Source organism: Maribacter thermophilus, assembly GCF_001020565.1.
Classification (GTDB): domain Bacteria; phylum Bacteroidota; class Bacteroidia; order Flavobacteriales; family Flavobacteriaceae; genus Maribacter; species Maribacter thermophilus.
Map to the genome: position 1 here is coordinate 2,930,109 of NZ_LDAS01000001.1, position 21,841 is coordinate 2,951,949.

At 38.9% G+C, this 21,841-nt stretch carries 23 protein-coding genes; 1 reads left to right on the top strand and 22 read right to left on the bottom strand.

Features of this window, described 5'->3' with window-relative positions:
* Positions 1-2: 2 nt before the first annotated feature.
* From AB657_RS12645 to AB657_RS12740, 20 genes are all read right to left on the bottom strand, one after another.
* Positions 3-947, bottom strand: a complete 945-nt coding sequence (locus tag AB657_RS12645; protein WP_157491731.1) for a tetratricopeptide repeat protein — start codon at positions 945-947, stop codon at positions 3-5.
* A 6-nt stretch (positions 948-953) separates the two neighbouring features.
* Complete coding sequence (gene dut, locus AB657_RS12650; RefSeq protein WP_047246818.1) at positions 954-1,388, bottom strand: dUTP diphosphatase; 435 nt, start codon at positions 1,386-1,388, stop codon at positions 954-956.
* A gap of 35 nt (positions 1,389-1,423) precedes the next feature.
* Positions 1,424-2,881: a lipopolysaccharide biosynthesis protein gene (locus AB657_RS12655; RefSeq protein ID WP_047246819.1), complete on the bottom strand. Its 1,458-nt coding sequence runs from the start codon at positions 2,879-2,881 to the stop codon at positions 1,424-1,426.
* Positions 2,882-3,111: 230 nt separating this feature from the next.
* Positions 3,112-4,323 (bottom strand): TCR/Tet family MFS transporter, encoded by a 1,212-nt coding sequence (locus AB657_RS12660; protein WP_047246820.1) that lies wholly within the window; start codon positions 4,321-4,323, stop codon positions 3,112-3,114.
* Positions 4,324-4,421: 98 nt separating this feature from the next.
* Positions 4,422-5,282 carry an ATP synthase F1 subunit gamma gene (gene atpG, locus AB657_RS12665; protein WP_047246821.1) on the bottom strand — a complete coding sequence of 287 codons (861 nt, stop codon included), beginning with the start codon at positions 5,280-5,282 and terminating at the stop codon, positions 4,422-4,424.
* A gap of 28 nt (positions 5,283-5,310) precedes the next feature.
* On the bottom strand, positions 5,311-6,888 hold the full coding sequence (atpA, locus tag AB657_RS12670; protein ID WP_047246822.1) for a F0F1 ATP synthase subunit alpha: 1,578 nt from the start codon (positions 6,886-6,888) through the stop codon (positions 5,311-5,313).
* 61 nt (positions 6,889-6,949) lie between these two features.
* Positions 6,950-7,489: an ATP synthase F1 subunit delta gene (gene atpH, locus AB657_RS12675; RefSeq protein WP_047246823.1), complete on the bottom strand. Its 540-nt coding sequence runs from the start codon at positions 7,487-7,489 to the stop codon at positions 6,950-6,952.
* Positions 7,490-7,495: 6 nt separating this feature from the next.
* Positions 7,496-7,996, bottom strand: a complete 501-nt coding sequence (locus AB657_RS12680; RefSeq protein WP_047246824.1) for a F0F1 ATP synthase subunit B — start codon at positions 7,994-7,996, stop codon at positions 7,496-7,498.
* Positions 7,997-8,091: 95 nt separating this feature from the next.
* Complete coding sequence (atpE, locus tag AB657_RS12685; RefSeq protein ID WP_013993139.1) at positions 8,092-8,280, bottom strand: ATP synthase F0 subunit C; 189 nt, start codon at positions 8,278-8,280, stop codon at positions 8,092-8,094.
* Positions 8,281-8,317: 37 nt separating this feature from the next.
* Positions 8,318-9,496 carry a F0F1 ATP synthase subunit A gene (atpB, locus tag AB657_RS12690; RefSeq protein ID WP_047246825.1) on the bottom strand — a complete coding sequence of 393 codons (1,179 nt, stop codon included), beginning with the start codon at positions 9,494-9,496 and terminating at the stop codon, positions 8,318-8,320.
* 94 nt (positions 9,497-9,590) lie between these two features.
* A complete protein-coding gene (locus AB657_RS12695) occupies positions 9,591-9,977 on the bottom strand; it encodes a DUF6168 family protein (protein ID WP_157491733.1) in 387 nt (128 codons plus the stop codon).
* A 6-nt stretch (positions 9,978-9,983) separates the two neighbouring features.
* Entirely contained in the window at positions 9,984-10,208 is a 225-nt protein-coding gene (locus AB657_RS12700; RefSeq protein ID WP_047246827.1) for an AtpZ/AtpI family protein, read from the bottom strand.
* Complete coding sequence (locus AB657_RS12705) at positions 10,186-10,617, bottom strand: bactofilin family protein (RefSeq protein ID WP_047246828.1); 432 nt, start codon at positions 10,615-10,617, stop codon at positions 10,186-10,188. Before AB657_RS12705 ends, AB657_RS12700 begins: the two co-directional genes overlap by 23 nt.
* Positions 10,618-10,620: 3 nt before the next feature.
* On the bottom strand, positions 10,621-13,173 hold the full coding sequence (gene porW / locus AB657_RS12710; protein WP_047247984.1) for a type IX secretion system periplasmic lipoprotein PorW/SprE: 2,553 nt from the start codon (positions 13,171-13,173) through the stop codon (positions 10,621-10,623).
* A gap of 305 nt (positions 13,174-13,478) precedes the next feature.
* Positions 13,479-14,174 carry an ABC transporter ATP-binding protein gene (locus AB657_RS12715; RefSeq protein ID WP_047246829.1) on the bottom strand — a complete coding sequence of 232 codons (696 nt, stop codon included), beginning with the start codon at positions 14,172-14,174 and terminating at the stop codon, positions 13,479-13,481.
* A gap of 11 nt (positions 14,175-14,185) precedes the next feature.
* A complete protein-coding gene (locus tag AB657_RS12720; RefSeq protein WP_047246830.1) occupies positions 14,186-15,655 on the bottom strand; it encodes a DUF5687 family protein in 1,470 nt (489 codons plus the stop codon).
* 61 nt (positions 15,656-15,716) lie between these two features.
* Positions 15,717-16,427, bottom strand: coding sequence for a hypothetical protein (locus tag AB657_RS12725; protein WP_047246831.1), 711 nt, complete (start codon positions 16,425-16,427; stop codon positions 15,717-15,719).
* A 2-nt stretch (positions 16,428-16,429) separates the two neighbouring features.
* Positions 16,430-17,062 (bottom strand): hypothetical protein, encoded by a 633-nt coding sequence (locus tag AB657_RS12730; protein WP_047246832.1) that lies wholly within the window; start codon positions 17,060-17,062, stop codon positions 16,430-16,432.
* Positions 17,059-17,724 carry a hypothetical protein gene (locus AB657_RS12735; RefSeq protein ID WP_047246833.1) on the bottom strand — a complete coding sequence of 222 codons (666 nt, stop codon included), beginning with the start codon at positions 17,722-17,724 and terminating at the stop codon, positions 17,059-17,061. Before AB657_RS12735 ends, AB657_RS12730 begins: the two co-directional genes overlap by 4 nt.
* Positions 17,725-17,727: 3 nt before the next feature.
* The gene (locus tag AB657_RS12740) at positions 17,728-18,066 is read right to left on the bottom strand and encodes a PadR family transcriptional regulator (RefSeq protein ID WP_047246834.1); all 339 of its coding nucleotides are present in this window, start codon (positions 18,064-18,066) and stop codon (positions 17,728-17,730) included.
* A gap of 160 nt (positions 18,067-18,226) precedes the next feature.
* On the opposite strand from AB657_RS12740, the gene AB657_RS12745 reads away from it, so the two are divergent.
* Entirely contained in the window at positions 18,227-19,276 is a 1,050-nt protein-coding gene (locus AB657_RS12745; protein ID WP_047246835.1) for a ferredoxin--NADP reductase, read from the top strand.
* Between the two features lie 56 nt (positions 19,277-19,332).
* On the opposite strand, the gene AB657_RS12750 is transcribed toward AB657_RS12745, so the two are convergent.
* Positions 19,333-20,124, bottom strand: a complete 792-nt coding sequence (locus AB657_RS12750) for a patatin-like phospholipase family protein (protein WP_047246836.1) — start codon at positions 20,122-20,124, stop codon at positions 19,333-19,335.
* A gap of 66 nt (positions 20,125-20,190) precedes the next feature.
* The gene (locus AB657_RS12755; protein ID WP_052958704.1) at positions 20,191-21,705 is read right to left on the bottom strand and encodes a Do family serine endopeptidase; all 1,515 of its coding nucleotides are present in this window, start codon (positions 21,703-21,705) and stop codon (positions 20,191-20,193) included.
* Between the last annotated feature and the right edge of the window lie 136 nt (positions 21,706-21,841).

A 21,841-nucleotide genomic window follows, 5' to 3' on the forward strand; every position in this document is an offset into this window, starting at 1 on the left:
ATCTAAAATCCGGGTTTAATCTTACGAAGATACATATTTGCCTTTGTAGGATTGTTCAAAGCATTGTATGCATCTGCCAATTCTTTGTATATCTTATTTCCCAATGAAACATCGCCTATTAAATAGTCTAATGCCGTTTCCAAAGATTCTATCGCCTGCCGATTCTTTCTGGTCCTGTTAAGGGCATAGCCGTTGGCATAATAAAAATAGGGCTGTGACGGATAATTTTCCAAGGCATCCTCTGAAATCTGCAAAATCAACGTTGCGGAATTTTCTATACTGATCAACCCTTTTAATCGATTTTTATACTCCATTAAACTTTTTACCTCGGTAGAAGCACCTACTTCTGTAGTAAAACTTTTGACGACAATTTTTTCGGGCTCCTTGTTAATAGAGTCGTTTATTCTGGACTTCAAATAATCCAATCCATCCATATTTTTTACTTCTTCCAATATGGATTTGGCCAATCTATATTTGCCGAGCTTAAAATAGGCCTTGGCCATATTTGCCTTTAATGTCTCGTTTTTCCACGGAATTTCGCTCTTAACAAGCTCTATAGAAGAATTCTGGGCATCCAAGGTTTTTGCCAAAGTATGTGCATACCAATAATTTTCTGGGTCTATTGTTACGGCCTCCTCGGCAAATTGCTGTGCATTAATATATTGTTTGTCCAACAAATATGTTTTGGCAAGTTCATAAGCAACCACATCCTTTTCAGGACCCATTTCCTTACATTTCAATAGGGCGTTTATAGCTTTATCATAGTTTTGAATCCCTTTCTGTTTTAGGGCTTCAAAGAAGCTAACCTGAAAATCATCGGAATACTCCTCTAAAAAGACTTCGGCACTTTCTTCGACCATGATCCTGTTATCCTCTTGCGAACTAAGCACCTTGGGGATTAGGTATATCCCCATAAAAATTAACCGCATTAGGATTCTTGTTCTCATGTGTACTTACTTTACACCGGTACTACCAAAACCCCCTTGTCCCCTGGTAGTATCGGATAACTCATCTACCGCCACCCACTCTGCACGTTCGTGTTTGGCAATAATCATTTGCGCTATTCTTTCCCCGTTTTCGATGGTAAAGTCCTCATTGGACAAATTAACGAGTATTATGCCCACCTCGCCACGGTAATCGGCATCTATCGTTCCTGGTGCATTTAATACGGTTATTCCCTTTTTGGCGGCCAAACCGCTCCTTGGCCTTACTTGTGCTTCATAACCAATGGGCAATTCTATAAAAAGACCCGTCTTTATAATGGCACGCCCCAGAGGTTTAAGTGTAACCGGCTCTTCAATGTTGGCTCTTAAATCCATTCCCGCAGAAGCCTCTGTTTCGTAGTGAGGCAACTCATGACCTGATTTATTTATGATCTTTACTTTCATTCAAATTAATATAATAGATTAAAAATTATTGTTTCCTACTTAGTGAAAACCTTTTTTAAATTGTCTATTTCCAATTTATACACCAAGCCCAAGAAAATTATCAATAAAGGGATTCCAACAAATAAACTTCTATCAAAGATATAGAAGGAAATGATTGAAAACAGTATAGAAATTCCTAAGTAAAATATAATTTTTCTAAAATTATAGGGTATCGGGTAGTACATACGCCCGAAATAAAAGGACAAGGTCATCATGGTGCCATAGGCGATCAGGGTTGCCCATGCAGAAGCCATATAGCTATAGGAAGATACAAATGCAAAGTTGATAATGATCGTGAGCAAAGCACCGATCATGGATATATAGGCCCCAAATTTGGTTCTGTCGGTAATTTTATACCAAACAGATAGATTATGGTAGATGCCAAGAAAAAAGCTGGCCAGCACAATAATGGGCACTACGGACATGGCATCCCAATAAGATTCATCTAAAACGATAAACCTTTTTAGTACATCTGCAAAAACAACAACTCCTAGGAGAATTATACTACCGAGCACCACAAAATAATTAGTAATCTGGGCGTATGCCTTTTGAGGGTTCTTGGTGTCTGAATGACTGAAGAAAAAGGGTTCTATCCCCATTCGGAAAGCCGTTGCAAAAAGAGTCATAAACAAAGCAAGCTTGTAGCAAGCCGAATACTTTCCCATCTCACTTTTTGCAATATCGACAGGAAGCAATTCTGATAGCAAGTATCTATCAAAAACCTCATTAATGGTAAATGCGATACCAGCAACCATAACCGGCATAGCATATTTTAACATTCGCCGCCACAAATCCATATCAAACACATACGGTCTTCTTAAATAAACACGGATCATCAACAACAGCGTTACGGAACTGGCAATAAGATTGGATATAAGGATGTAAGATATCTCAAAATTGGGTGTGTATGCCTTGCCCAAGAACCCCGGGGTATCTGCGGCGGCCAATTTTGGCAACAGAATTAGAAAGAACAGGTTCAACCCAAGGTTCATGGCTACGTTTAAAATTTTAACAATGGCGTAGCGCATAGGTTTTTCATTTGCCCTTAACCAGGCAAAAGGAACTATTACCAAAGCATCTAACACCAAAATACCCAATACATAGTTCATGTACCTAGGCTCAATGTTCAAAACTGCTGCAAAAGTTTCTTTGAACAGCAAGCCAAGCAATAAGAACAACATAGAAGATCCCGCCAAAGAAATCAATGATGTGGACACTACTTTTTTTCGATGCTCCGATTCTTTATAAAACCTAAAAAACGCCGTTTCCATTCCATATGCCAAAAACACATTTAAAATGGCAAACCACGAAAAAATAAGAGTTACCTCCCCGTACGTTCCCGGTGGCATTACGGCAGTGTAAATAGGCACCAGCAAGAATGACAGCATTCTGGGCAAAACAGTCGCCAAGCCATATATAGCCGTTTGTTTAAAAAGTTTTTTAAGCGGATTCAAACACCTTAGATTGAGACGTTAAAAGTACCTATTTACGATGGTTAAACAAAGTTAGTTTTGTAGCTCGTATCTTAAAATATTCCATTTTTTTTGAAAGAGTTGCCAAAACCGGAACATACCTAACAACTATCAATGTACGTTAACCCTATTCAGGTTATTAGGTCTAGACCTAATTTAAGGTCCAAAATGTAACTCTTAGTTTTAACCACCAAAATAACATTCCAATTGTTTTATAGATCCATTCTCCTCATTGCCAAAGAGGCCAACAAAAAAGCCAGCAATAACATAAATGCAGCCAAGGCATAGGGAGCACCAGGAAAATAAACCTTAGTTTCAGGACGTATAAAGAAATAAAAGACTGGTGAGAATATCAATTGACCTAAAATTGCCGTGACACTGACCAGACCTGTAATAGACCCTTGCAGGTTTCCCTGTTCCTTTTCGGAAACCTCGTTGGAAATTACTCCTTGAACGGTGGGTCCTGCAATACCACCCAATGCATATGGAATTAAAAATGCATACAACATCCATGGTTCCGATGCCAATGAAAAAAGGAACATACCTATCGTCCATAATAAAAAGCCATAGACAACCACCCTTTTTCTTCCTAGTTTTTTTACAAAAAAACCGACTAAAACTCCCTGAACTATAGCCACCAATAAACCCACGACCATTAATGAAATGCCTATTTCCTTTGGACTCCAATCATAACGTTCAATTCCATAATAAGACCATGTGGAAGGAAGCGCCTGCCCGGCCAAATTAGCCAAAAAATAGGCGGAAATAAGTAACAACACCCCTTTATAGTTACGCAAAGCAAACAGTGAAACCCCTGGTATCATTTTCTTTATATCAATAGACCTTCTGTTCTCAACAGATAGGGATTCTGGAACAAAAAACAACCCAAAGAGAAAATTTGCAAACGTCAAGGCCGCAGCAATATAAAAAGGCAAACGAATATCTATTTCACCAAAAAAACCGCCAATTCCAGGCCCAATAATAAAGCCCAGGCCAAAAGCGGCCCCTATCAACCCAAAATTCTTGGCCTTGTTCTCTTTGGTACTCACATCGGCAATATAGGCGGAGGCCACCGTAAAACTGGCTCCGGTAATACCAGCCAAAAACCTCCCCAAAAACAACCAAGTAATAGTAGGTGCCCAAGCGTGAATCAAATAATCGACACTCAACCCAAGCAAAGCCAATAAAAGAATAGGGCGCCGACCGAATTTATCAGATATTTCCCCCAAAACCGGAGAAAACAAAAATTGCATACCTGCAAAAGCGGTGGTAAGCCACATTCCATAGATAATGGCCATATGATTGCCCTCACCGGTTAGTTCCATTATCAGTTCTGGAATGATAGGGAGAATGATCCCTATTCCGATAACATCGACCAAAATTGTAATGAATATAAAAAGTAAAGCCGTTTTTTTCGATTTCATATCGGGGACAAAAGTCGGTTAAAAATTGAAGTGGTCTGACTTTAAAAACAAAAACCTCACATTTCTGTGAGGTTTTTTATTCTACTATTAATATGAAATTAGTTGTTCAAAGCCTCGGCTCCACCAACTATTTCTAATATTTCATTTGTAATTGCTGCTTGTCTTGCCTTGTTATAGGTCAATTTCAACTGATCCCTTAATTCTGTGGCGTTATCGGTAGCCTTGTGCATAGCGGTCATACGTGCTCCGTGCTCACTGGCAAACGAATCTCTTATGCCCTTATACAATTGTGTCTTTAATGATTTCGGAATCAATTGCTCCACTATTTCTGCCTTAGATGGCTCAAAAGTGTAATCCACATTGGCACTATCTTCCCCTGTAACAGGCACTATTGGAAGAAACTGTTCGGTCATAACAATTTGTGTGGCCGCATTCTTAAACTTGTTATACACAATTTCAATGCGGTCATATGTACCGTTTGTAAACTTTTCCATTAGATCCTCTGCGATCAAGGCAACATTATCAAATGTCAGGTCATCGAAAATAGCACTATGCTCTGCAATGACATTGTATCGCTTTCCGAGAAAATCATTGGCCTTTTTACCAATGGCAACAAAATCCACTTGTTTTCCAGCGTACACATTCTCGACAAGATCGGTACTCTGTTTTAAAATATTGGAGTTGAACGCACCACATAACCCCCTATTAGAGGTTATGGCTACCACCAATACTTTGTTTACCTCTCTATTATCGGCATACTTGCTTCCTGAGTCCCCTTCCAAACTGGCGCTAAGACCTTGTAAAAGTTCCGTTAGCTTATCGGCATAAGGCCTCATTGCCGTAATGGCATCTTGCGCTTTTTTCAATTTTGCAGCAGATACCATTTTCATGGCACTGGTAATCTGCATGGTTGAAGAAACAGATGCTATTCTATTACGTATTTCCTTTAAATTGGCCATTCTTTCGAGTTAAGAATTCGATTGTAATTTAGTTGTATTTAGCAGAAAGCTCTTTACAAACAGAGGCTAAGGTATCTGTAACCTCGTCTGTTAATTTTCCAGCTTTTAAAGTGTCAAGTACATCTCTATGCTTAGCATTCAAGAATTCCAAGAAATCACGTTCAAATTCTTTGACCTTTTCAACAGGAACATCTTTCAATAAGTTTTTAGACCCTGCGTAAATAATCGCGATTTGATCCTCTACCGTATAAGGATCGTTCTGTGCTTGCTTTAAGATTTCAACGTTTCTACGACCTTTCTCGATTACATTTAATGTAGCTGCATCCAAATCGGAACCAAATTTCGCGAATGCTTCCAATTCACGGAACTGTGCTTGATCCAGTTTTAAGGTACCAGCCACTTTTTTCATTGATTTGATCTGTGCGTTACCACCCACACGAGATACCGAAATACCCACGTTAATTGCTGGTCTTACACCTTGGTTGAACAAATCTTGCTCTAAGAAAATTTGACCATCTGTAATAGAAATTACGTTGGTAGGTATATAGGCCGATACGTCACCCGCCTGAGTTTCGATAATAGGCAATGCCGTTAAAGAACCACCTCCTTTTACCATCGGTTTTAATACCTCTGGCAAATCGTTCATTTCTTTTGCGATATCGTCATCATTGATAACTTTTGCCGCACGCTCCAATAATCTAGAGTGTAGATAGAAAACGTCACCTGGGTAAGCCTCACGTCCTGGTGGTCTTCTCAAAAGAAGGGATACCTCACGATAAGCTACTGCTTGTTTTGATAAATCATCGTATATGATCAATGCAGGACGACCTGTATCTCTAAAGTACTCACCTATAGAAGCTCCGGCAAACGGTGCATACACCTGCATTGGCGCAGGATCTGATGCGTTCGCGGCAACAATGGTGGTATAGGCCATTGCACCTTTATCTTCTAGAATTTGCGCTATCCCGGCTACTGTAGATGCTTTTTGCCCTACGGCTACATATATACAGTATACAGGCTCACCGGCATCATAAAATTCTTTCTGGTTTAGAATAGTATCTATACAAACAGTAGTCTTACCTGTTTGACGGTCACCGATTACAAGCTCCCTTTGACCACGACCTACAGGAATCATGGCATCTATCGCCTTGATACCAGATTGCATAGGTTCTGTTACAGGCTCTCTATAAATAACACCTGGTGCTTTACGCTCCAATGGCATTTCATAGGTCTCACCGGTAATAGGCCCCTTACCATCTATTGGGTTACCCAAAGTATCTACCACACGACCAACAATTCCTTCACCAACATTGATAGAAGCAATTCTTTGGGTTCTTTTAACGGTAGCCCCTTCTCCAACTTCTTTGGAAGGTCCTAACAATACAACACCCACATTGTCTTCTTCCAAGTTCAAAACGATTCCTTCCAAGCCGCCTTCGAACTCTACCAACTCACCATATTGTGCATTTGCCAAGCCGTAGACCCTGGCAATACCATCACCTACTTGCAATACAGTTCCTACTTCGTCTAAAGTAGCGGTTGCATCAAATCCTGATAATTGTTTCTTTAAAATTGCCGATACTTCTGCGGCTTTTACTCCTGCCATATGTTCTAGATATAAAGTGTTGAAACGAGAAGTTCTACTCCTCTCTTTCTACTAATAATTATTATAGACTGTTTGTAAATTCTCTTTTTAAATTGTTCAATTTGTTCGAAATGCTAGCATCGTACTGCAAATCGCCCACTCTTAAAACAAACCCACCGATGATACTCTCATCAACTTTATTCTCAACGGTTACCTCGTTACCTGTAATGGAAGCTACATGTTTTAAAACCTTTTTTTCCAAGGCCTCGTCCATAGGAACCGCGGTAGTTACGTATGCCACATCATTTCCTTTCAATTGCTCGTTTAGAATGATGTACTTTAAAGCTACCTCGTTCAACATAGCAACCCTTTTATTGTCTACCAACATGCCTATCATTCCATCGGTAATTGCATGAGACCCTTTGAAAACCTCGTTCAAGACTTTCTTTTTTACGTCTCCGGAAATAACAGGGCTAGACAACATCTCTTTTAAATCCGTACTGTCTGAAATGGTATCCACTATGGTACGCATATCTTTCTCAACGGCTTCGGTCGCCTTGTTCTCCACTGCCAAATCCAAAATGGCCTTCGCATATCTGATTGCTGCTCTAGAGTCGCTCATTTCTTTTTAGTTCAATTTGATATCACCCAACATTTTCTCCACTAATTGAAGTTGCTTGTCTTTAGCGGATAACTCTTCTTTCAATACTTTTTCGGCAATACTAACGGATAGTTCCGCCACTTGGCTCTTAATATCGGCAACGGCTGCTTTCTTTTCACTCTCTATTGTCGCCTGTGCCTGTTTGATCATTTTATCCCCTTCTGCCTTAGCCTGCTCTTTAGAGTCGGCTATCATCTTATCTTTGATCTCACGAGCTTCTTTCAACATTGCCTCACGCTCGGCACGGGCTTCTTTCAACATTCTGTCATTGTCCGCCTGAAGGTTTTGCATATCGGCTTTTGCTTTTTCTGCTGCTGCCAAAGCATCTTGAATACCGGCCTCTCTTTCGTTCAAAGAATTTAATATAGGTTTCCAGGCAAATTTCACCAACAAAAATATCAGGGCCAATAACAAGATGACCTGAACTATGAACAAACCTGGCGAAAAATCGTTTAATAAAGTTTCCATTTATTTATTTGTCTATAAATTAAAATACGAATCAATAGTTAAAACATTTCCTGCAACCAACCGTTGCAGGAAAATGTCTTTTTTGGTTAATATTCTTATTTTCCTAAGAATAAGGCACCGAATGCCAAACCTTCCAAAAGTGCAGCGATGATAATCATCGCAGTTTGAATTTTACCGGTCGCTTCTGGTTGACGGGCAATACCTTCCATTGCCTTACCACCAATTTGACCAAGTCCAATACCTGCTCCGATAACGATTAAACCTGCTCCAATTAAATTGTACATAGTAAACTGATTTATATATTAAATTAAAAAACTCCTATTAAATAAAATCTCCCCTTACATCTTCTGCATCCGGTACTACATGCCCTTCCGCATCATGTTCATGCTCATGTTCATGTTCCGCCACCGCCATACCAATAAACAAAGCCGAAAGCATTGTAAATATGTAAGCTTGTAAAAAAGCCACCAATACTTCTATCAATGTGATAAAAAACGACAGCACCAAAGACAAGGCCGTAGCCCCACCGACCGTAAGGGTTTCCTTAAGGGTGAACATAATAGCAATCAAACTCATAACTACGATGTGGCCCGCAGATATGTTTGCAAAAAGACGCACCAACAATGAGAACGGTTTAATGATAAATGCACCGGCCAATTCAATAATAGCCAATACAGGTCTTATCAATACAGGCACCCCTGGCATCCAGAGCATGTGCATCCAATAATCTTTATTTCCGCTAAACGTATAAATTACCAATGTAAAAATTGCCAAAGCTGCCGTTACCGCAAGTTGCCCGGTTACGTTAAAACCTAATGGAGTCAATCCTAAAAGATTCAAAATCCAAATAAAGAAGAATACGGTCAACAAATAACCGGTAAACTTTCTGTATTTTTTCTCACCTATGTTAGGACGGGCGATTTCGTCACGTACATATATCACCAATGGCTCTAAAACCCTACCAAAACCGGTAGGAACACTTTTGTTCTTATATTGTTTTGCCAAAGAAGAAAAGGCCCATAACATAAAAAGACCCACCAATAAAATTCCGAATACGCTTTTGGTGATAGAAAAATCCAACACCCTATGGGCATTGGCCGCATGGTGATGCTCATCTAAACTCAAAGAAGTCGCACCCTCTTCCAACTCATATATCTTACTGTGCAACTTAACGAATTTAGAACCATTTTTTTCGACCACAACCTCACCATTATCATCATGGTGGAATTCTGAAGACATAAACGTTACCAAGCCATTGCTAGACCATAATATGACCGGCAATGGGAAACCTACGTGCTTTCTCTCTCCTTCACTGTTCGTATAAGAAAACAGGTGAAAGTCATGAGCGTCTTTAATGTGGTGCAGAATATATGCATCCACATCTTCTTTACTGCTAACAGTACCTTCTTTTTGACCCTCTGAGACTGCAAAACCTTGGAGTGAACTTCCTATTGCCAAAAACAACACTAGCTTTTTAATCACTTTTGAAACGTCCTTCATTATTTCTTTATCAAAAATTATGCTCCTGAAAATTTGCGCAAAAGTAGTTAATATTACCGTAATTCAAAGAATTTTAAAGCTTTAAAATTCTGGATTATTTTCTTTGCATGATTTTTGAAACAAAAAAGACTTCCATAGACAAGAATATAAATATAGGAATAAGAATAAAAGCCCTGTAAATACGGGGAAGTGTTTGATCTCCCATTAGTTGTGGAAAAAGCATGGCGGTAAAGAGGACAATTTTAAAAACCAACAGGCCTATGTATATAAAACCTAATTGCTCAAATATTTTGCGTTGTTTTGAAAGAATTTCAAACCCGATAACCAATAGTAAGGAGAACAAAAAATGGAACAGGTATGTTTTTTGCAAAAGCAATTTAATTTCTAGACCGTCGTCTTGAAAAAACAGACTATGCAAGAAATAAGAGACCGCGCCCACCAAAGTGAACACGGTTGTATATAAAAATATCTTTTTGAGCAATTCTACCTATTTATTTAGGGCCATTACTTTTTTTATGACCAAGTATATGGACAAAAATACGGCAAGTAATGTAACTGTATCCTCTAAAAATGTTTTTTGAAATTTTTCATCTAACCAAGAACCTAACAAATTACCCAAATAAATGGTTGCTCCCATTTGAATGGCAATACCCGATAGGCTTGCTGCCGCACGCAGCAGATCGGAGTTGTTATGAGGCTTTTGCCGGCTCATTTTTTCCTCCTACGGAAGATTTGAACCCTCCTGAATTAGTGCCTAGGCCCTTTCCTTTCATCGTACATGATGCATTAAAGGTAGCACCAGGCTCAACGGCCAATTTAGAAACGGATACCGTACCCTCGATTATTGCAGATGACTTTAACGATAGTAGATCGGAAACCAATAGTTCGCCGTTGAAACTGCCTTCGATATCGGCATTTACACATTCTACCTTACCGTGAATATAGCCATCTTTACCAATGACCACTTTACCGGAAGTTTTTACGTTACCGTCCAATTTTCCGTCGATACGGAAATCCGCTTCGGAAACGATATCTCCTTTAATCTTAGTGTTTTTTTCAATTCTGTTGGGTTGTCCTCCAATTTCACTCATAGATCTAGGTTTTTGTTTGTCTGAAAACATTGTTCAAGGTTTTGGGGTTAAAAGTGTGTTCTTGTACGCTTGTAAATTTTTATGTACTTGTATTATCTTATAGTTGTCAGATAAAATTACGAAATTCTCATCAGCAACCTTATAATCCTTGTTATTTTTTAGAAGCTCGGCATATCCTAGGGCATAATCTTTGGATTTAAAGCCATGTACTACCACAAATTGCTCTTCTAAATTATAAATATCCTTGGAAACAATATTCTTATATTTTAAATCTACAATAGATTTTCCCAACAACTCCATCAATTCCAATGCCCTTTCGTTATCACTTCTTTTAAACGGAAAAACAACTTTCCAATTGGAAGTACCTTGAGAGCCTGTTTCTGGTGAAAACTGTGTAGATTCCAGCTTAGGCAGTTGTTCGGCTATCATTTGTTCTGCTTTCTTGCCTTCCGGATTGTTTGGGTAGGTCAATGCAACATAGTTCAGGGCCTCTTTAAACGGTTCAAAACCTTGAAGCCTTCCAATAGCATTGGCTTTCAGCATCTCAAACTTAGGTACTATAGGGTCTCCCGTAAACCTATTAATATTCTCTTCGGTACCGGTAATGACCTCCAAGAACTTTTGCTCCTGAAATTTCTTGAACAAATCTTGATATCTTTTCTCGGGACTGTCCGAACTATCGGCAAGCACTGCTTGTGGGTTCAATAATATTTCTGCGTACCTAGAGTCTTTATGGTTGGCAATAATATCCGCTTTCATTGTCGCCATTAAGGGACTGTTCTCTTCCTCGTATATTTTATACAGGTTATATTTTGATGGAAGCACCAAACGTTCCTCTGGATTAGAAGCCAATACATCTTCTAGTTTCTTGGCCGCCAACATGTTTTCTTTGAACTTTTCTTTATAGATCAGCCCCAATTGATAATTGGCAAAGTTGCGTTCTGTATTAAGACTATCAATGATCGAAACATCTTTTGGAAGCCGATCCATATAAAAATCAAGGGAAAATTTTTCTTCTTCAGAAATAGGAATGTCCGCCAAATCGCCTTGCACGACTGCATCTTCTGCTGCAGAAACATTCGTAACAGATTTGTTGGACCATCGCCAATCGTCTTCCAGCTCACGATTGCCCCATCTATTCTTAAAGTCGTTTTGGCCATACCCTAAACTGGTAATATTGTAAAAATAAAATTTACCCTTGTTTTCCTTTCCGCCCTTACTTTTGGCAAATGCGGCAAAACCATCGGTTAGTTTATCTCTTTCTTTTTTCTGTGCTGCTTCTTTGGCCGCCTTTAGATCTTCTATATGCTTCTCAAAATATGCAATTTGGTCATCTTTTGGCAGGTAGTATAGATTGATCACACTATCTGCATACTGTACAATATCTTCATATTTAATAACATCCTCTAGATTGTCGAGCTTCTTTTTAATGGTACGATACTTTTTCGTGTTTTCGTCCAAGTTGGTCAAAACACTATCGTAGTATGCTCCCGCATACTTATAATTGTTCTGGTCAAAGTTGTATTCCGCCAAGTTTTCATAGTTCAAGGCATTAAGTTTGGGCTCGTTCTGGGTAGCTCGTAGCGATCTGTTAAAATAGACCAATGCCAAACTATCGGAGCCTTCCGCTAGATGGTATTCGGCTATCTGCCTATAAATCTTATCTAAAAATGGCCTGTTCTCACGATTCTCCTCTAAATCCGTAAGGTACTCTAGCATTTCTTCTTTGTTCTCATCGGTCACCTTCGTATTCTTGATCTTTTCTATCTCGGCATTGATCATATATACCCTTGGTGATCTTCTGTTAAGTTCTATCACCTTGTCAAAGGCATAGTTGGCACTGTCCTTATATCCCAATTGATTGTAAAGCTGTCCTATTATGTAGTAATACCTTCCTTTTTCGGGGTTCTTTTTAGTGTAATAGGAAGCTACCTTAAGCTGCTGTATGGCCGTATCTGGTACATTGAGATTTATATAGGCTTGTGCCAACATGGCCCGGGCATCGGCATATTCTTGGTCTTTGAGGTTTTCGAACTTCATTAGACGTTTTAAGTTCTTGATCGCCAACTCTTCGTTCTCTAAACGTATGTTTACCTTTTCTCTCCAAATGCTCGCCTCGTTAAGCTTATCGCTTTCGGAATATTTGTTCAGAATATAATTGAAGGCCTCCAGGGCAGGTATATACCTTTCGTCAAAGTAACGGGCCTTACCCAATAGAAGAAAAGCTTCATCGGTTTGTGGGTTACGCTCCTCGTTCTTAATATCCATACTATGCTTTTGGATGGCCTTAGTGGCTTTTTCCTCGGCAATTATAAAGTTGGGATTATTATCTTCGGAATCTAACTTAACCTCTCCAGATACTTCGAGACGCTCTATCGGTAAAATTTCCCAATAATCATCTTTATAGGTATCGTTTAATGTGGCCCTGCCCTCTTCAAAAGCAATATTGCCATTGTACAAAGTGTTATACTTCGTATTCAAGGCATGCCAATTGCGATTGATAAAGGCATCTTTTTTCGTGGAACATGCACTAAAGAACAATGTTCCCACAAGACCGGATAAAATAAGTTTGTTTCTAAGCTTCAAAATAGACTGTCTACGTATGTATGCATAACTGAAAAACAACCATATTATTATACTGTTCATCGACAAAACGTCATTTTATCTTCATCCGCTACACCCTAGTTATTTTTCCCGTCCTCCATTTTTACAAACCAGTTAGTTTGTTTTAGGAAGATCTACCTGAAAAAAATGAAGATTTTACTCTTTTTATCGATGTTTCGTCGTTACAAAACGATCGTCTCCAAAATTACAATGAGATTTTTATATCAAAAAACCGACTCACGAGTCGGTTTTTGTTTTTATGTCTTTTTAAATCTATTTTAAGGTGTTTAACCAGCAAAAAAGGTTTCCAATTCTTTCAATGTTTCAGTGGACGTTTTAATGTCCTTAACCATTTCCCCTTTGTTCAAAACCACAATACGTTCACAAACTTCGGTTACGTGGATCAAATCATGACTGGACACCAAGACCGTTACATTTTCCTTAGCCGCCAAATCCTTGATGATGCCTTTTAAACGTATTTGGGTGGTAGGGTCCAAATTGGCAAAGGGCTCATCTAAAATAACAACCTCCGGATTTCCTATAAAAGAAGCCACAATACCGGCCTTTTTCTGGTTTCCCTTAGAAAGATCGCGCAAATACTTCTTTTGCCCCAGAATTTCTCCATGAAAAAAATCATCGAACTTTGCCAAAAGGGCATCAACGTCCGCTTTGTTCTGTCCACGTAGGTCCCCGATAAAATAAAAATACTCCTCAGGGGTCAAATAACCTATTAAAAATGTTTCATCTATAAACGATGACGTAAAAGGCTTCCACTCTTCGCTGGTATTTACCTGCACCCCGTTATTATCGATATGGCCAGATGTAGGCTGTATCAAATCTAACAGCAGACTAAAAAATGTAGTTTTGCCCGCACCATTGTTTCCAACCAGACCAAAACTCTGTCCTGTGGGTATTTCTAAATGTTCTATATTCAAAACGGTCTGTTTACCGTATTTCTTCGTTAAATTCTGTGTTATAATCATGGTCTATATTGTTAGCTATTCTTTTGTTTAAATCCGGCGATCATGCCATATTTCTTTTTTCTGTATTGTTGGGTCACCTTGTCCAAAAGGAAATTTCTCATGGCCAACCCTGCAATGCCCATTACCGATAAAACGATTACCGCGGCCTCTACAGAGATTAAATAATAAAATAGGGTGAATATGAGAATCGGCACTATTAATACGGGCAGCATGATCAAAAATTGATTGGCACTGGTACCTTGCATATTTCCGAACGGACTCTGATCCAATTCTATTCGTTTTTTATTGAAGGAGCCAAAAAATAAAATGACCGGTATATTTACGCCCAGATTATACAATGCACAACCAAAATTAATGGCCAATGCCTCCCAACCAAAGTAAACATAGGGTATGGTGAGCAAAAACATAAAAACAACACTTACCGATATAAGCAAGGCCTTGGACTCTAAATACTTTCGTAATGGAATGTTCTGCGACATCATCATACTATAATAACTACTATCCCAGGCAGGAATAAACTGTCCAAAATTGCTAAGGAAAATCCCCGTCATAAAGACTCCTAAAAATGCCTTCATAGGCATCATTTCGGCATAAATGTCCTGCGTGTAGAATATTAATCCGTAGAAAACAAACAACAAAGAGATCCATACCTGCGACTTGGTACGTTTGTTTCTCCATATCATCTTTAGGTCCAATTGAAGAAAAGTTCCCATGTCGCCTAACTTCTTGGTCCATGCCAAATCGCTCGTATTCACCTGTACGTTCTTTGGCTTTAAACTGGCATCCAAATAAATTTTGTTATGCAGGTACTTGTAGTTAAGGTAATAAATGAGCACGGCCAAGGCTATGGGCACAAGCACAGTTATTGGATATGCGTACAGCGCATGAAATATAGGTGCGAAAAAGTCCTTTACCGAGAAGAGACCAAAATAATCCAGTCCATACAGCACTGCAATTATGGTACCTAGGGCAATAAGCGCCTTATCGCTTTTATTAATTAATAGATTTATATAATTAATGCCCAGTACAATGGCGATAATCGACACCAGCCATAGGCTTACATTAAGAAAAGAATACCCTTGAAAAAGTAGGACAATACAAAAGGGAACAAAAAAGAAAAGGGACAACAAATTATAGATCGATGCTGCCGAACGACCTAAAATATAGTGGGCAATAGTACTTTTTTTAACTGGTGTGGTCAAAAAAGGTTTTATATCCATAACCGGAAGCTTCTGCATAAAGTAACGGAAGAACAACTCGATCAATATCCAGTAGATCATATACTGACTTATAGACCACATAGGGCTTTGATCAGGAAAAATATCTTTTAGGATAAAATAGCTGGCGACCCCCATGGCCGCTAATACGATCAGCATATAGACCGCAAAAAAGCCCATCAGAATCTTCACCGCAAGACTTTTTCCGAAGTTGGGAGACCTAAAAAAAGATTTCCATTGTAACGAAGCAAATTTCTTAAACATAGTTAGTTGGTTGCTATTATTTAGACAATAGGTATTTAGAAAATCAAATTTGTTACAGTATCTAGGCAATTTTATACTCCGGATACGTTTCCTCCAGCAATTCTTCGGCCTTTGAAGGAATAACGAACATAACCACATAGGTAGTCAAAGCAGCTGCTACGACCAGCAGGGCATAGGCCAGATCAAACCAAATGTTATCGATTAAAGATCGATCAAGATTTTGGACGGATAATCCTATCTGCAGTACTAGGTTATTATAAACAACCACATTGCCAAGATTGTAGATCATCTCCCTCAACATCCATTTTTTACCGCCCTCTGCCATTTTAAATTTTCTGTCCTTTCTTGAAACAAAAAGATAACCCATAGAAAAAACAACCAGTAAAAAAGCCATTCCGAAACAAACGTATTCCTTTACATCGATACCACTTGTATAATGTAGTATGGTATACACGATCGCTACTGCAGAAAATGTTAAAAGCAGTTTTGGCAACTGCAGCCACTCTTTAAAGAACCTCCATATAATAGACCTGTATTTTTTACCCAAGGCCTTTTGCCGCTTTTCTACCACATCCATAAAACCCAAAACCCCAAACTTTTTAAATTCGCCTTGTAGGGCCTCTTCAAAAGAAAGGTTCGGGTTCGTTTGCCACTCCTCTTCTATACCATTGGCCATATGGTCTACCAGCTCTGTTTGCAGGTCGTAATGCTCTACATGGTGTGCTCTGGTAAATTTATACAGCTTTTGTATGTGATCTTGAGTAAGCTTCATTCTTAATTATAGATCAAGTTTCTATATTGCTTTACTATCCCCTTTTTACTCCTTAACACCTCTAAAACACCGGCAACGTTGAAAATAATGACAAAAAACCAAAAGACCATAAAATAAGTGGGGTGCTCTTTCAACCAACCTATATAGATTCCGTTGGTGTATAAAAACAAAGAAGGCAAGGACATAATCGACATCAAGTATTGGGCGGATTGTATTTTCTTGTACATGCCCTTGGGCCTAAGGTAAACGTAATACGCCACTATTTGTGGAACAGCTAGGGTTCCTATGAATAAATAAGGTAATATGTTTTTATCTAAAACATGAAACGCCAAATAGATAACCGCCCCTAATAAAATCGAAATACACAAATACCTTAAATCGGTAAAAAATTGCAGGGTTTGTTTAAACAGGGCTTTTTGGTGACCCCAATGTCTTTTATTGTGGAGATTTTTTTGATACGAGCGCACAAAATTGCCTTTCGTCCTAAGAAAATCACCTAACAGCACATATTTTGAATCGTTCTCAAATTCAGATGCCAAGTGATCTATAAGCTCTAAACGAACATCCATAAATTTCACCCCTAAGAATTGGAGGAACCTATCAATCTCCAGTATTTGGGCTTGATTCAATTTCATATCAATACCTGCTTATTGGTTGCCATATGTGCATTATAAAACTCTAAAAAGAAAAATGAAAAGGCTAAGGTAAAGGCATGCATCCAGACGGAAACAAGATTTAGGGCGCCATCTTGGAGCAAAGACATAAATACCGTCCACAGCGGATTGTACAAAACAAACATGAACGAAAAAGCAATGGCGTTTATATTGAACAGAAAACTGAACGATGTTTGAAAACCGGTAGCCTTGATCCGGTATTTAAAAAAGAGCAACATAGCAAAAAGCAAGAGGTATAACGAACCTACCAAAACCTCCAAAGCCCTTAACATTTCTATCGCAATCATATCTGCGGCCAAAAAGAAGAGCCCGGTTATGGCAAAGGCGAACAATAAGGTCTTTAAATAGATGACCTTGATTCTTTTGACGCATTTTTTTATAACGATTCTGGGGCCTACCCAAAGCATTCCGAGCCAATAACTGGAATACTCCCCAAGATCGGTATGCCATTTCCTTATTTCGTTTCGAAAAGCGGTTTCAAAATCTACCTTTTGAGATTGCATAGCTTCATCGATACTTTCCGTCATATGATCAACTACCTCTACCCTCAAATCTAAATGGGTAAGATTCTTGCTATTCAAATAATGCTCTATCTTTTGTATTTCATGACTTGTAAGTGCCATAATTTATTGAATGCTCCATTTAGGTTTAACCAATTGCTGCATACTTCTGATAAATTCTTCCAACTCGGCCAAACGGTTCACCGTTTCCTTTTCGCCTTGCTCGGTCAGTTTGTAATACTTGCGCAAACGATTGTCCACTTTGGCCACCTCAACGTCCAACAGACCCTCGGCCTCTAACTTATGAAGTGCCGGATACAAGGCACCTTCAGTGATTTTTAAATCTCCTTTGGTAATAGCCTTTACTTTTTGGGTAATCTCATACCCGTACATCTTTCCTTCTTCATCCAATAATTTTAAGATGATCGTAGATAAACTTCCTTTATATAGTTTAGAATTCGCCATTATTGAATGCTATTGCACGTTAAATTCAACAAACATACTCCACTAATATACATAAATTTCTTATGCATAAATTATTTAGGTATATATTTTTAAGGCTTTCCATTTTATATCGATGTACCAATGCTTAATTTTGTAGACTATCTATTTAAGAAAAGATACTATGGCAGATTTCTATGCACTTACGGTCAAAAGCATTAAAAAACTAACTCCTAATTCGGTTGCAGTAACATTGGAGATACCCAAAGATCTAATTCAGACCTTTGTTTTTACTGCCGGACAATACATTACCATAAAAAAGGAAATAAAAGGAAAAGAACTTCGAAGAGCGTACTCTATCTGTTCATCACCGAAAAAGGAGAATATTACCATAGGAATCAAAAAAGTGGATAATGGAGGTTTCTCCCATTATGCAAATACAAAATTACAGGTAGGGGATGTACTGGAAGTAATGCCCCCAGAAGGAAGATTTTCCTTTAAACCGACCGGTAAAGTGCAAAATATAGCCGCCTTTGCTGCCGGTAGTGGAATTACACCGATTATGAGTATTGCCAAATCCGTTTTGGATGACAACCCCAAAAACACCTTTGTTTTGGTGTATGGAAACAAAAGCTATGAAGAGACTATGTTCTATACCGATTTGGTAAAACTGGAACTTGATTATACCAATAGGTTTTTTGTTTATTTCACCAATAGCCAAACAAGGGAAGACAAGGCGCTATTCGGACGTATTGACACTTCTACCGTCAACTATGCCCTAAAAAACAAACATGCGGGCACCTCTTTTGATGCTTTTTACCTATGTGGTCCTGAGAAAATGATCCATACCGTAAAAGACACCTTGTTGGAAAATGGTATTGAAGAAAATAAAATTCTCTTTGAATTGTTTACGGCCACCGAAATCAAAGAAGAATTGCCTACCCTACCGGACGGACAAACTTCTTTAACGGTAGTTTTGGACGATGAGGAGTTTCAACTGACCATGGACAAGAAAACAACAGTGCTCGATGCTGTGTTGAAAGAAAACATCGATGCCCCTTATTCATGTCAAGGAGGGGTCTGTAGCAGCTGTATTGCAAGAGTAACGGAAGGTAAGGCAGAGATGGCGGTAAATCAGATTTTGACCGATAGTGAAATTGCCGAAGGTTTTGTTCTTACCTGCCAAGCACACCCAACAACACCGACCCTAAAGGTTGATTACGATGATGTATAGCTATCTTGTCAAGTAGCATTATTGTCACCATTTACGCAAAAACCTATTAGAATAGCTTAAGGAAGCAACAACTTTAGTTGTTCAATGGCATTTTCATAACCTAGGGTATATGCCTTCTCTATGCCCTTTCTATCAAGAATTCCGATATGTTCCAAATCCTTGGGTTCAACGACCATATCGCATTGGCTTATTTTTTCTCTATTAATGGCATAGATCATAAGACCTGTAACCCTTCCGGTCAACTGAATGGAGTTTTTTAAATGCTTCTTGTCCAATTTAGAAACAATGGACACGTTGCTGCCAATTATAAAGTCCGCTTTACCCAAAACCGGTTCTAATGGAAAGTTGTTCATTATACCTCCATCGGCATACAAACCTCCATTATAGTGGACAGGACTAAATACCGGTGGCAATGCTGCAGATGCCAACAAAGGTTTTATTAGCTCTCCCTGGTTTACAAATAATTCTTCCCCTTTCTCGAGGTCGGTCGCAACTACATATAGGTCTCTTCTTAGTTCTTCAAAAGAATTTTGCGAAAAATAGGTCTTAAATATATTTTCATACCTATCGGTATCTAAGAGACCGGGTTTAGCAATCGTAAAGAAGTTATATTTAAACAATGGGGTCTCTTTAAAAAAACGGATCATATCGGTGATAGGGGTATCGTTTGCATATAAAGCCCCTACAAGTGCTCCAATACTACTGCCTGCCACTATTTCCGCCTCAAGACCAAATTCTTGCAGAGCCTTGATAACCCCGATATGGGCCATGCCCCTAACACCACCCCCCGATAGTACCAATCCTATTCTTTTTGACCTCAGCGATATGTTACTTTCTGGTTCGTGCATACTATAAAAAATGCCGTATAGGATTATGTTCTTCCTATACGGCATTAAAATTAACCAAATACTCCCTTATGATTCCAATCCGAACGCATAATAATATTTATCACCGTTCTCATAGATACCTTCCAACATAACTCCTCCCTTTTTATTCTCGAGTATTTTGGCTACATCTCCTACTTCTTTAACACGTTTACCATCGATATGGGTAATGATAAAACCTTCTCGCATCTGTGTTTGCCTTTTTATAGTACCTGGATACAACTTCTTCACCTGCACACCACCATCAATATCCAATTTTTTGGCCAAGTCCTTATCCAAAGTTTCAAAATCGGCACCTAACAGATTAAACACTTCTTTTCGCTCTTTCTTTATGATGCCGGTTCCACCTTCCCTATTCATCAAGGTAACCTCAATTTCTTTTTCCTTACCATCGCGTTTTACCAATAAGGTGACCTTATCTCCAGGTCTTTTTCCTGCAATGATTTCCTGTAATCTTGGTGACGTATGGGTTTCAATACCATTCACTTCTAGAATAATGTCTCCTGATTCGACCCCCGCCTTATCAGCAGCAGAATCCTCACCAACTTCCTCTACCCATACACCACTGGCAAAATCAACATCTTTTTCCTTGGCCAAATTACTGTCCATCGTACGGATGGTAACGCCCAGCATTCCCCTTTGAACATTTCCGTACTTCAACAAATCCTCGACCACTTTTGTAACGATGTTACTGGGTACTGCGAAGCCGTATCCGGTATAGGTACCCGTTCTACTGGCGATGGCAGTATTGATTCCCACCAAATTACCGTCTAAATTAACCAAGGCTCCACCACTATTTCCCGGGTTAATCGCCGCATCGGTCTGAATAAAGCTTTCTACCGCAAAACGATCTTGGTTAATATTTATATTACGTGCTTTTGCACTCACAATACCTGCGGTAACCGTAGAGTTCAGACCCAATGGATTACCTACTGCCAGCACCCATTCCCCTACTTCAACATCATCTGAATTCACCAAAGACATGGTCTTAAGGTTATCTGCCTTTATCTGAATCAAGGCCAGATCCGTAGTTGGGTCTGTTCCTATGACAGTTGCCTTATACGACTCGTTATCGTAAAGGGTAACCTCAATATCATCTGCATTGTCTATAACGTGGTTGTTTGTAACAATATAGCCTTTGTCATTAATAATCACCCCAGAACCGGTACCTACCCTAGGTTGCGATTGTATTTCTGGGGTTTGCCCCTTGAACATATCCCCAAAAAACTCTTTAAATGGATCGGGGAGTTCCCTTGCCCTACTATTGTCATAACCAGATGACATTTGGGTAGATTTTATGTGCACCACGGCATCCAGCACCTTTTTAGATGTATCGGTAAAATCCAACGGTTTAATATTTCCCTCATCATCCGCCGTATAAAGCACATGTTTTCCTTTTACCGTTTCTACGGTGGTTACACCTTTTACTTCTTCTTTTTGGTTTAGCCTGTTGAACCCTATTACCCCTAAACTAACGACCAGGGCAATAAGGGCAGAGAAGAAGTAAACCTTTAAACTTCCACTCTTTGTTTTGTTTGTATTCATATCTATCTTCGTTTTTTTGTTTTTACTACAAAATTATGTCAATCCCTATGCCAGTTGGGCCACAGTCAGTGCTAAAAATTTTTTAAAATTTCATACTTTTTTAAGTTCTTTTTTAGACTGTACGGTCCGTTTGCAA

Excerpts from the sequence above, each read along its gene's own strand:
- AB657_RS12680 (WP_047246824.1), bottom strand. The coding sequence starts at position 7,996 with ATGGAAACTTTATTAAACGATTTTTCGCCAGGTTTGTTCATAGTTCAG.
- AB657_RS12715 (WP_047246829.1), bottom strand. The coding sequence starts at position 14,174 with ATGATTATAACACAGAATTTAACGAAGAAATACGGTAAACAGACCGTT.
- dut (WP_047246818.1), bottom strand. The coding sequence starts at position 1,388 with ATGAAAGTAAAGATCATAAATAAATCAGGTCATGAGTTGCCTCACTAC.
- AB657_RS12745 (WP_047246835.1), top strand. The coding sequence starts at position 18,227 with ATGGCAGATTTCTATGCACTTACGGTCAAAAGCATTAAAAAACTAACT.
- AB657_RS12750 (WP_047246836.1), bottom strand. The coding sequence starts at position 20,124 with ATGCACGAACCAGAAAGTAACATATCGCTGAGGTCAAAAAGAATAGGA.
- AB657_RS12705 (WP_047246828.1), bottom strand. The coding sequence starts at position 10,617 with ATGTTTTCAGACAAACAAAAACCTAGATCTATGAGTGAAATTGGAGGA.
- atpH (WP_047246823.1), bottom strand. The coding sequence starts at position 7,489 with ATGAGCGACTCTAGAGCAGCAATCAGATATGCGAAGGCCATTTTGGAT.
- AB657_RS12720 (WP_047246830.1), bottom strand. The coding sequence starts at position 15,655 with ATGTTTAAGAAATTTGCTTCGTTACAATGGAAATCTTTTTTTAGGTCT.
- AB657_RS12755 (WP_052958704.1), bottom strand. The coding sequence starts at position 21,705 with ATGAATACAAACAAAACAAAGAGTGGAAGTTTAAAGGTTTACTTCTTC.
- atpG (WP_047246821.1), bottom strand. The coding sequence starts at position 5,282 with ATGGCCAATTTAAAGGAAATACGTAATAGAATAGCATCTGTTTCTTCA.
- AB657_RS12660 (WP_047246820.1), bottom strand. The coding sequence starts at position 4,323 with ATGAAATCGAAAAAAACGGCTTTACTTTTTATATTCATTACAATTTTG.
- AB657_RS12735 (WP_047246833.1), bottom strand. The coding sequence starts at position 17,724 with ATGGCACTTACAAGTCATGAAATACAAAAGATAGAGCATTATTTGAAT.
- AB657_RS12740 (WP_047246834.1), bottom strand. The coding sequence starts at position 18,066 with ATGGCGAATTCTAAACTATATAAAGGAAGTTTATCTACGATCATCTTA.
- AB657_RS12645 (WP_157491731.1), bottom strand. The coding sequence starts at position 947 with ATGAGAACAAGAATCCTAATGCGGTTAATTTTTATGGGGATATACCTA.
- atpB (WP_047246825.1), bottom strand. The coding sequence starts at position 9,496 with ATGAAGGACGTTTCAAAAGTGATTAAAAAGCTAGTGTTGTTTTTGGCA.
- AB657_RS12725 (WP_047246831.1), bottom strand. The coding sequence starts at position 16,427 with ATGAAGCTTACTCAAGATCACATACAAAAGCTGTATAAATTTACCAGA.
- AB657_RS12730 (WP_047246832.1), bottom strand. The coding sequence starts at position 17,062 with ATGAAATTGAATCAAGCCCAAATACTGGAGATTGATAGGTTCCTCCAA.
- atpE (WP_013993139.1), bottom strand. The coding sequence starts at position 8,280 with ATGTACAATTTAATTGGAGCAGGTTTAATCGTTATCGGAGCAGGTATT.
- atpA (WP_047246822.1), bottom strand. The coding sequence starts at position 6,888 with ATGGCAGGAGTAAAAGCCGCAGAAGTATCGGCAATTTTAAAGAAACAA.
- AB657_RS12700 (WP_047246827.1), bottom strand. The coding sequence starts at position 10,208 with ATGAGCCGGCAAAAGCCTCATAACAACTCCGATCTGCTGCGTGCGGCA.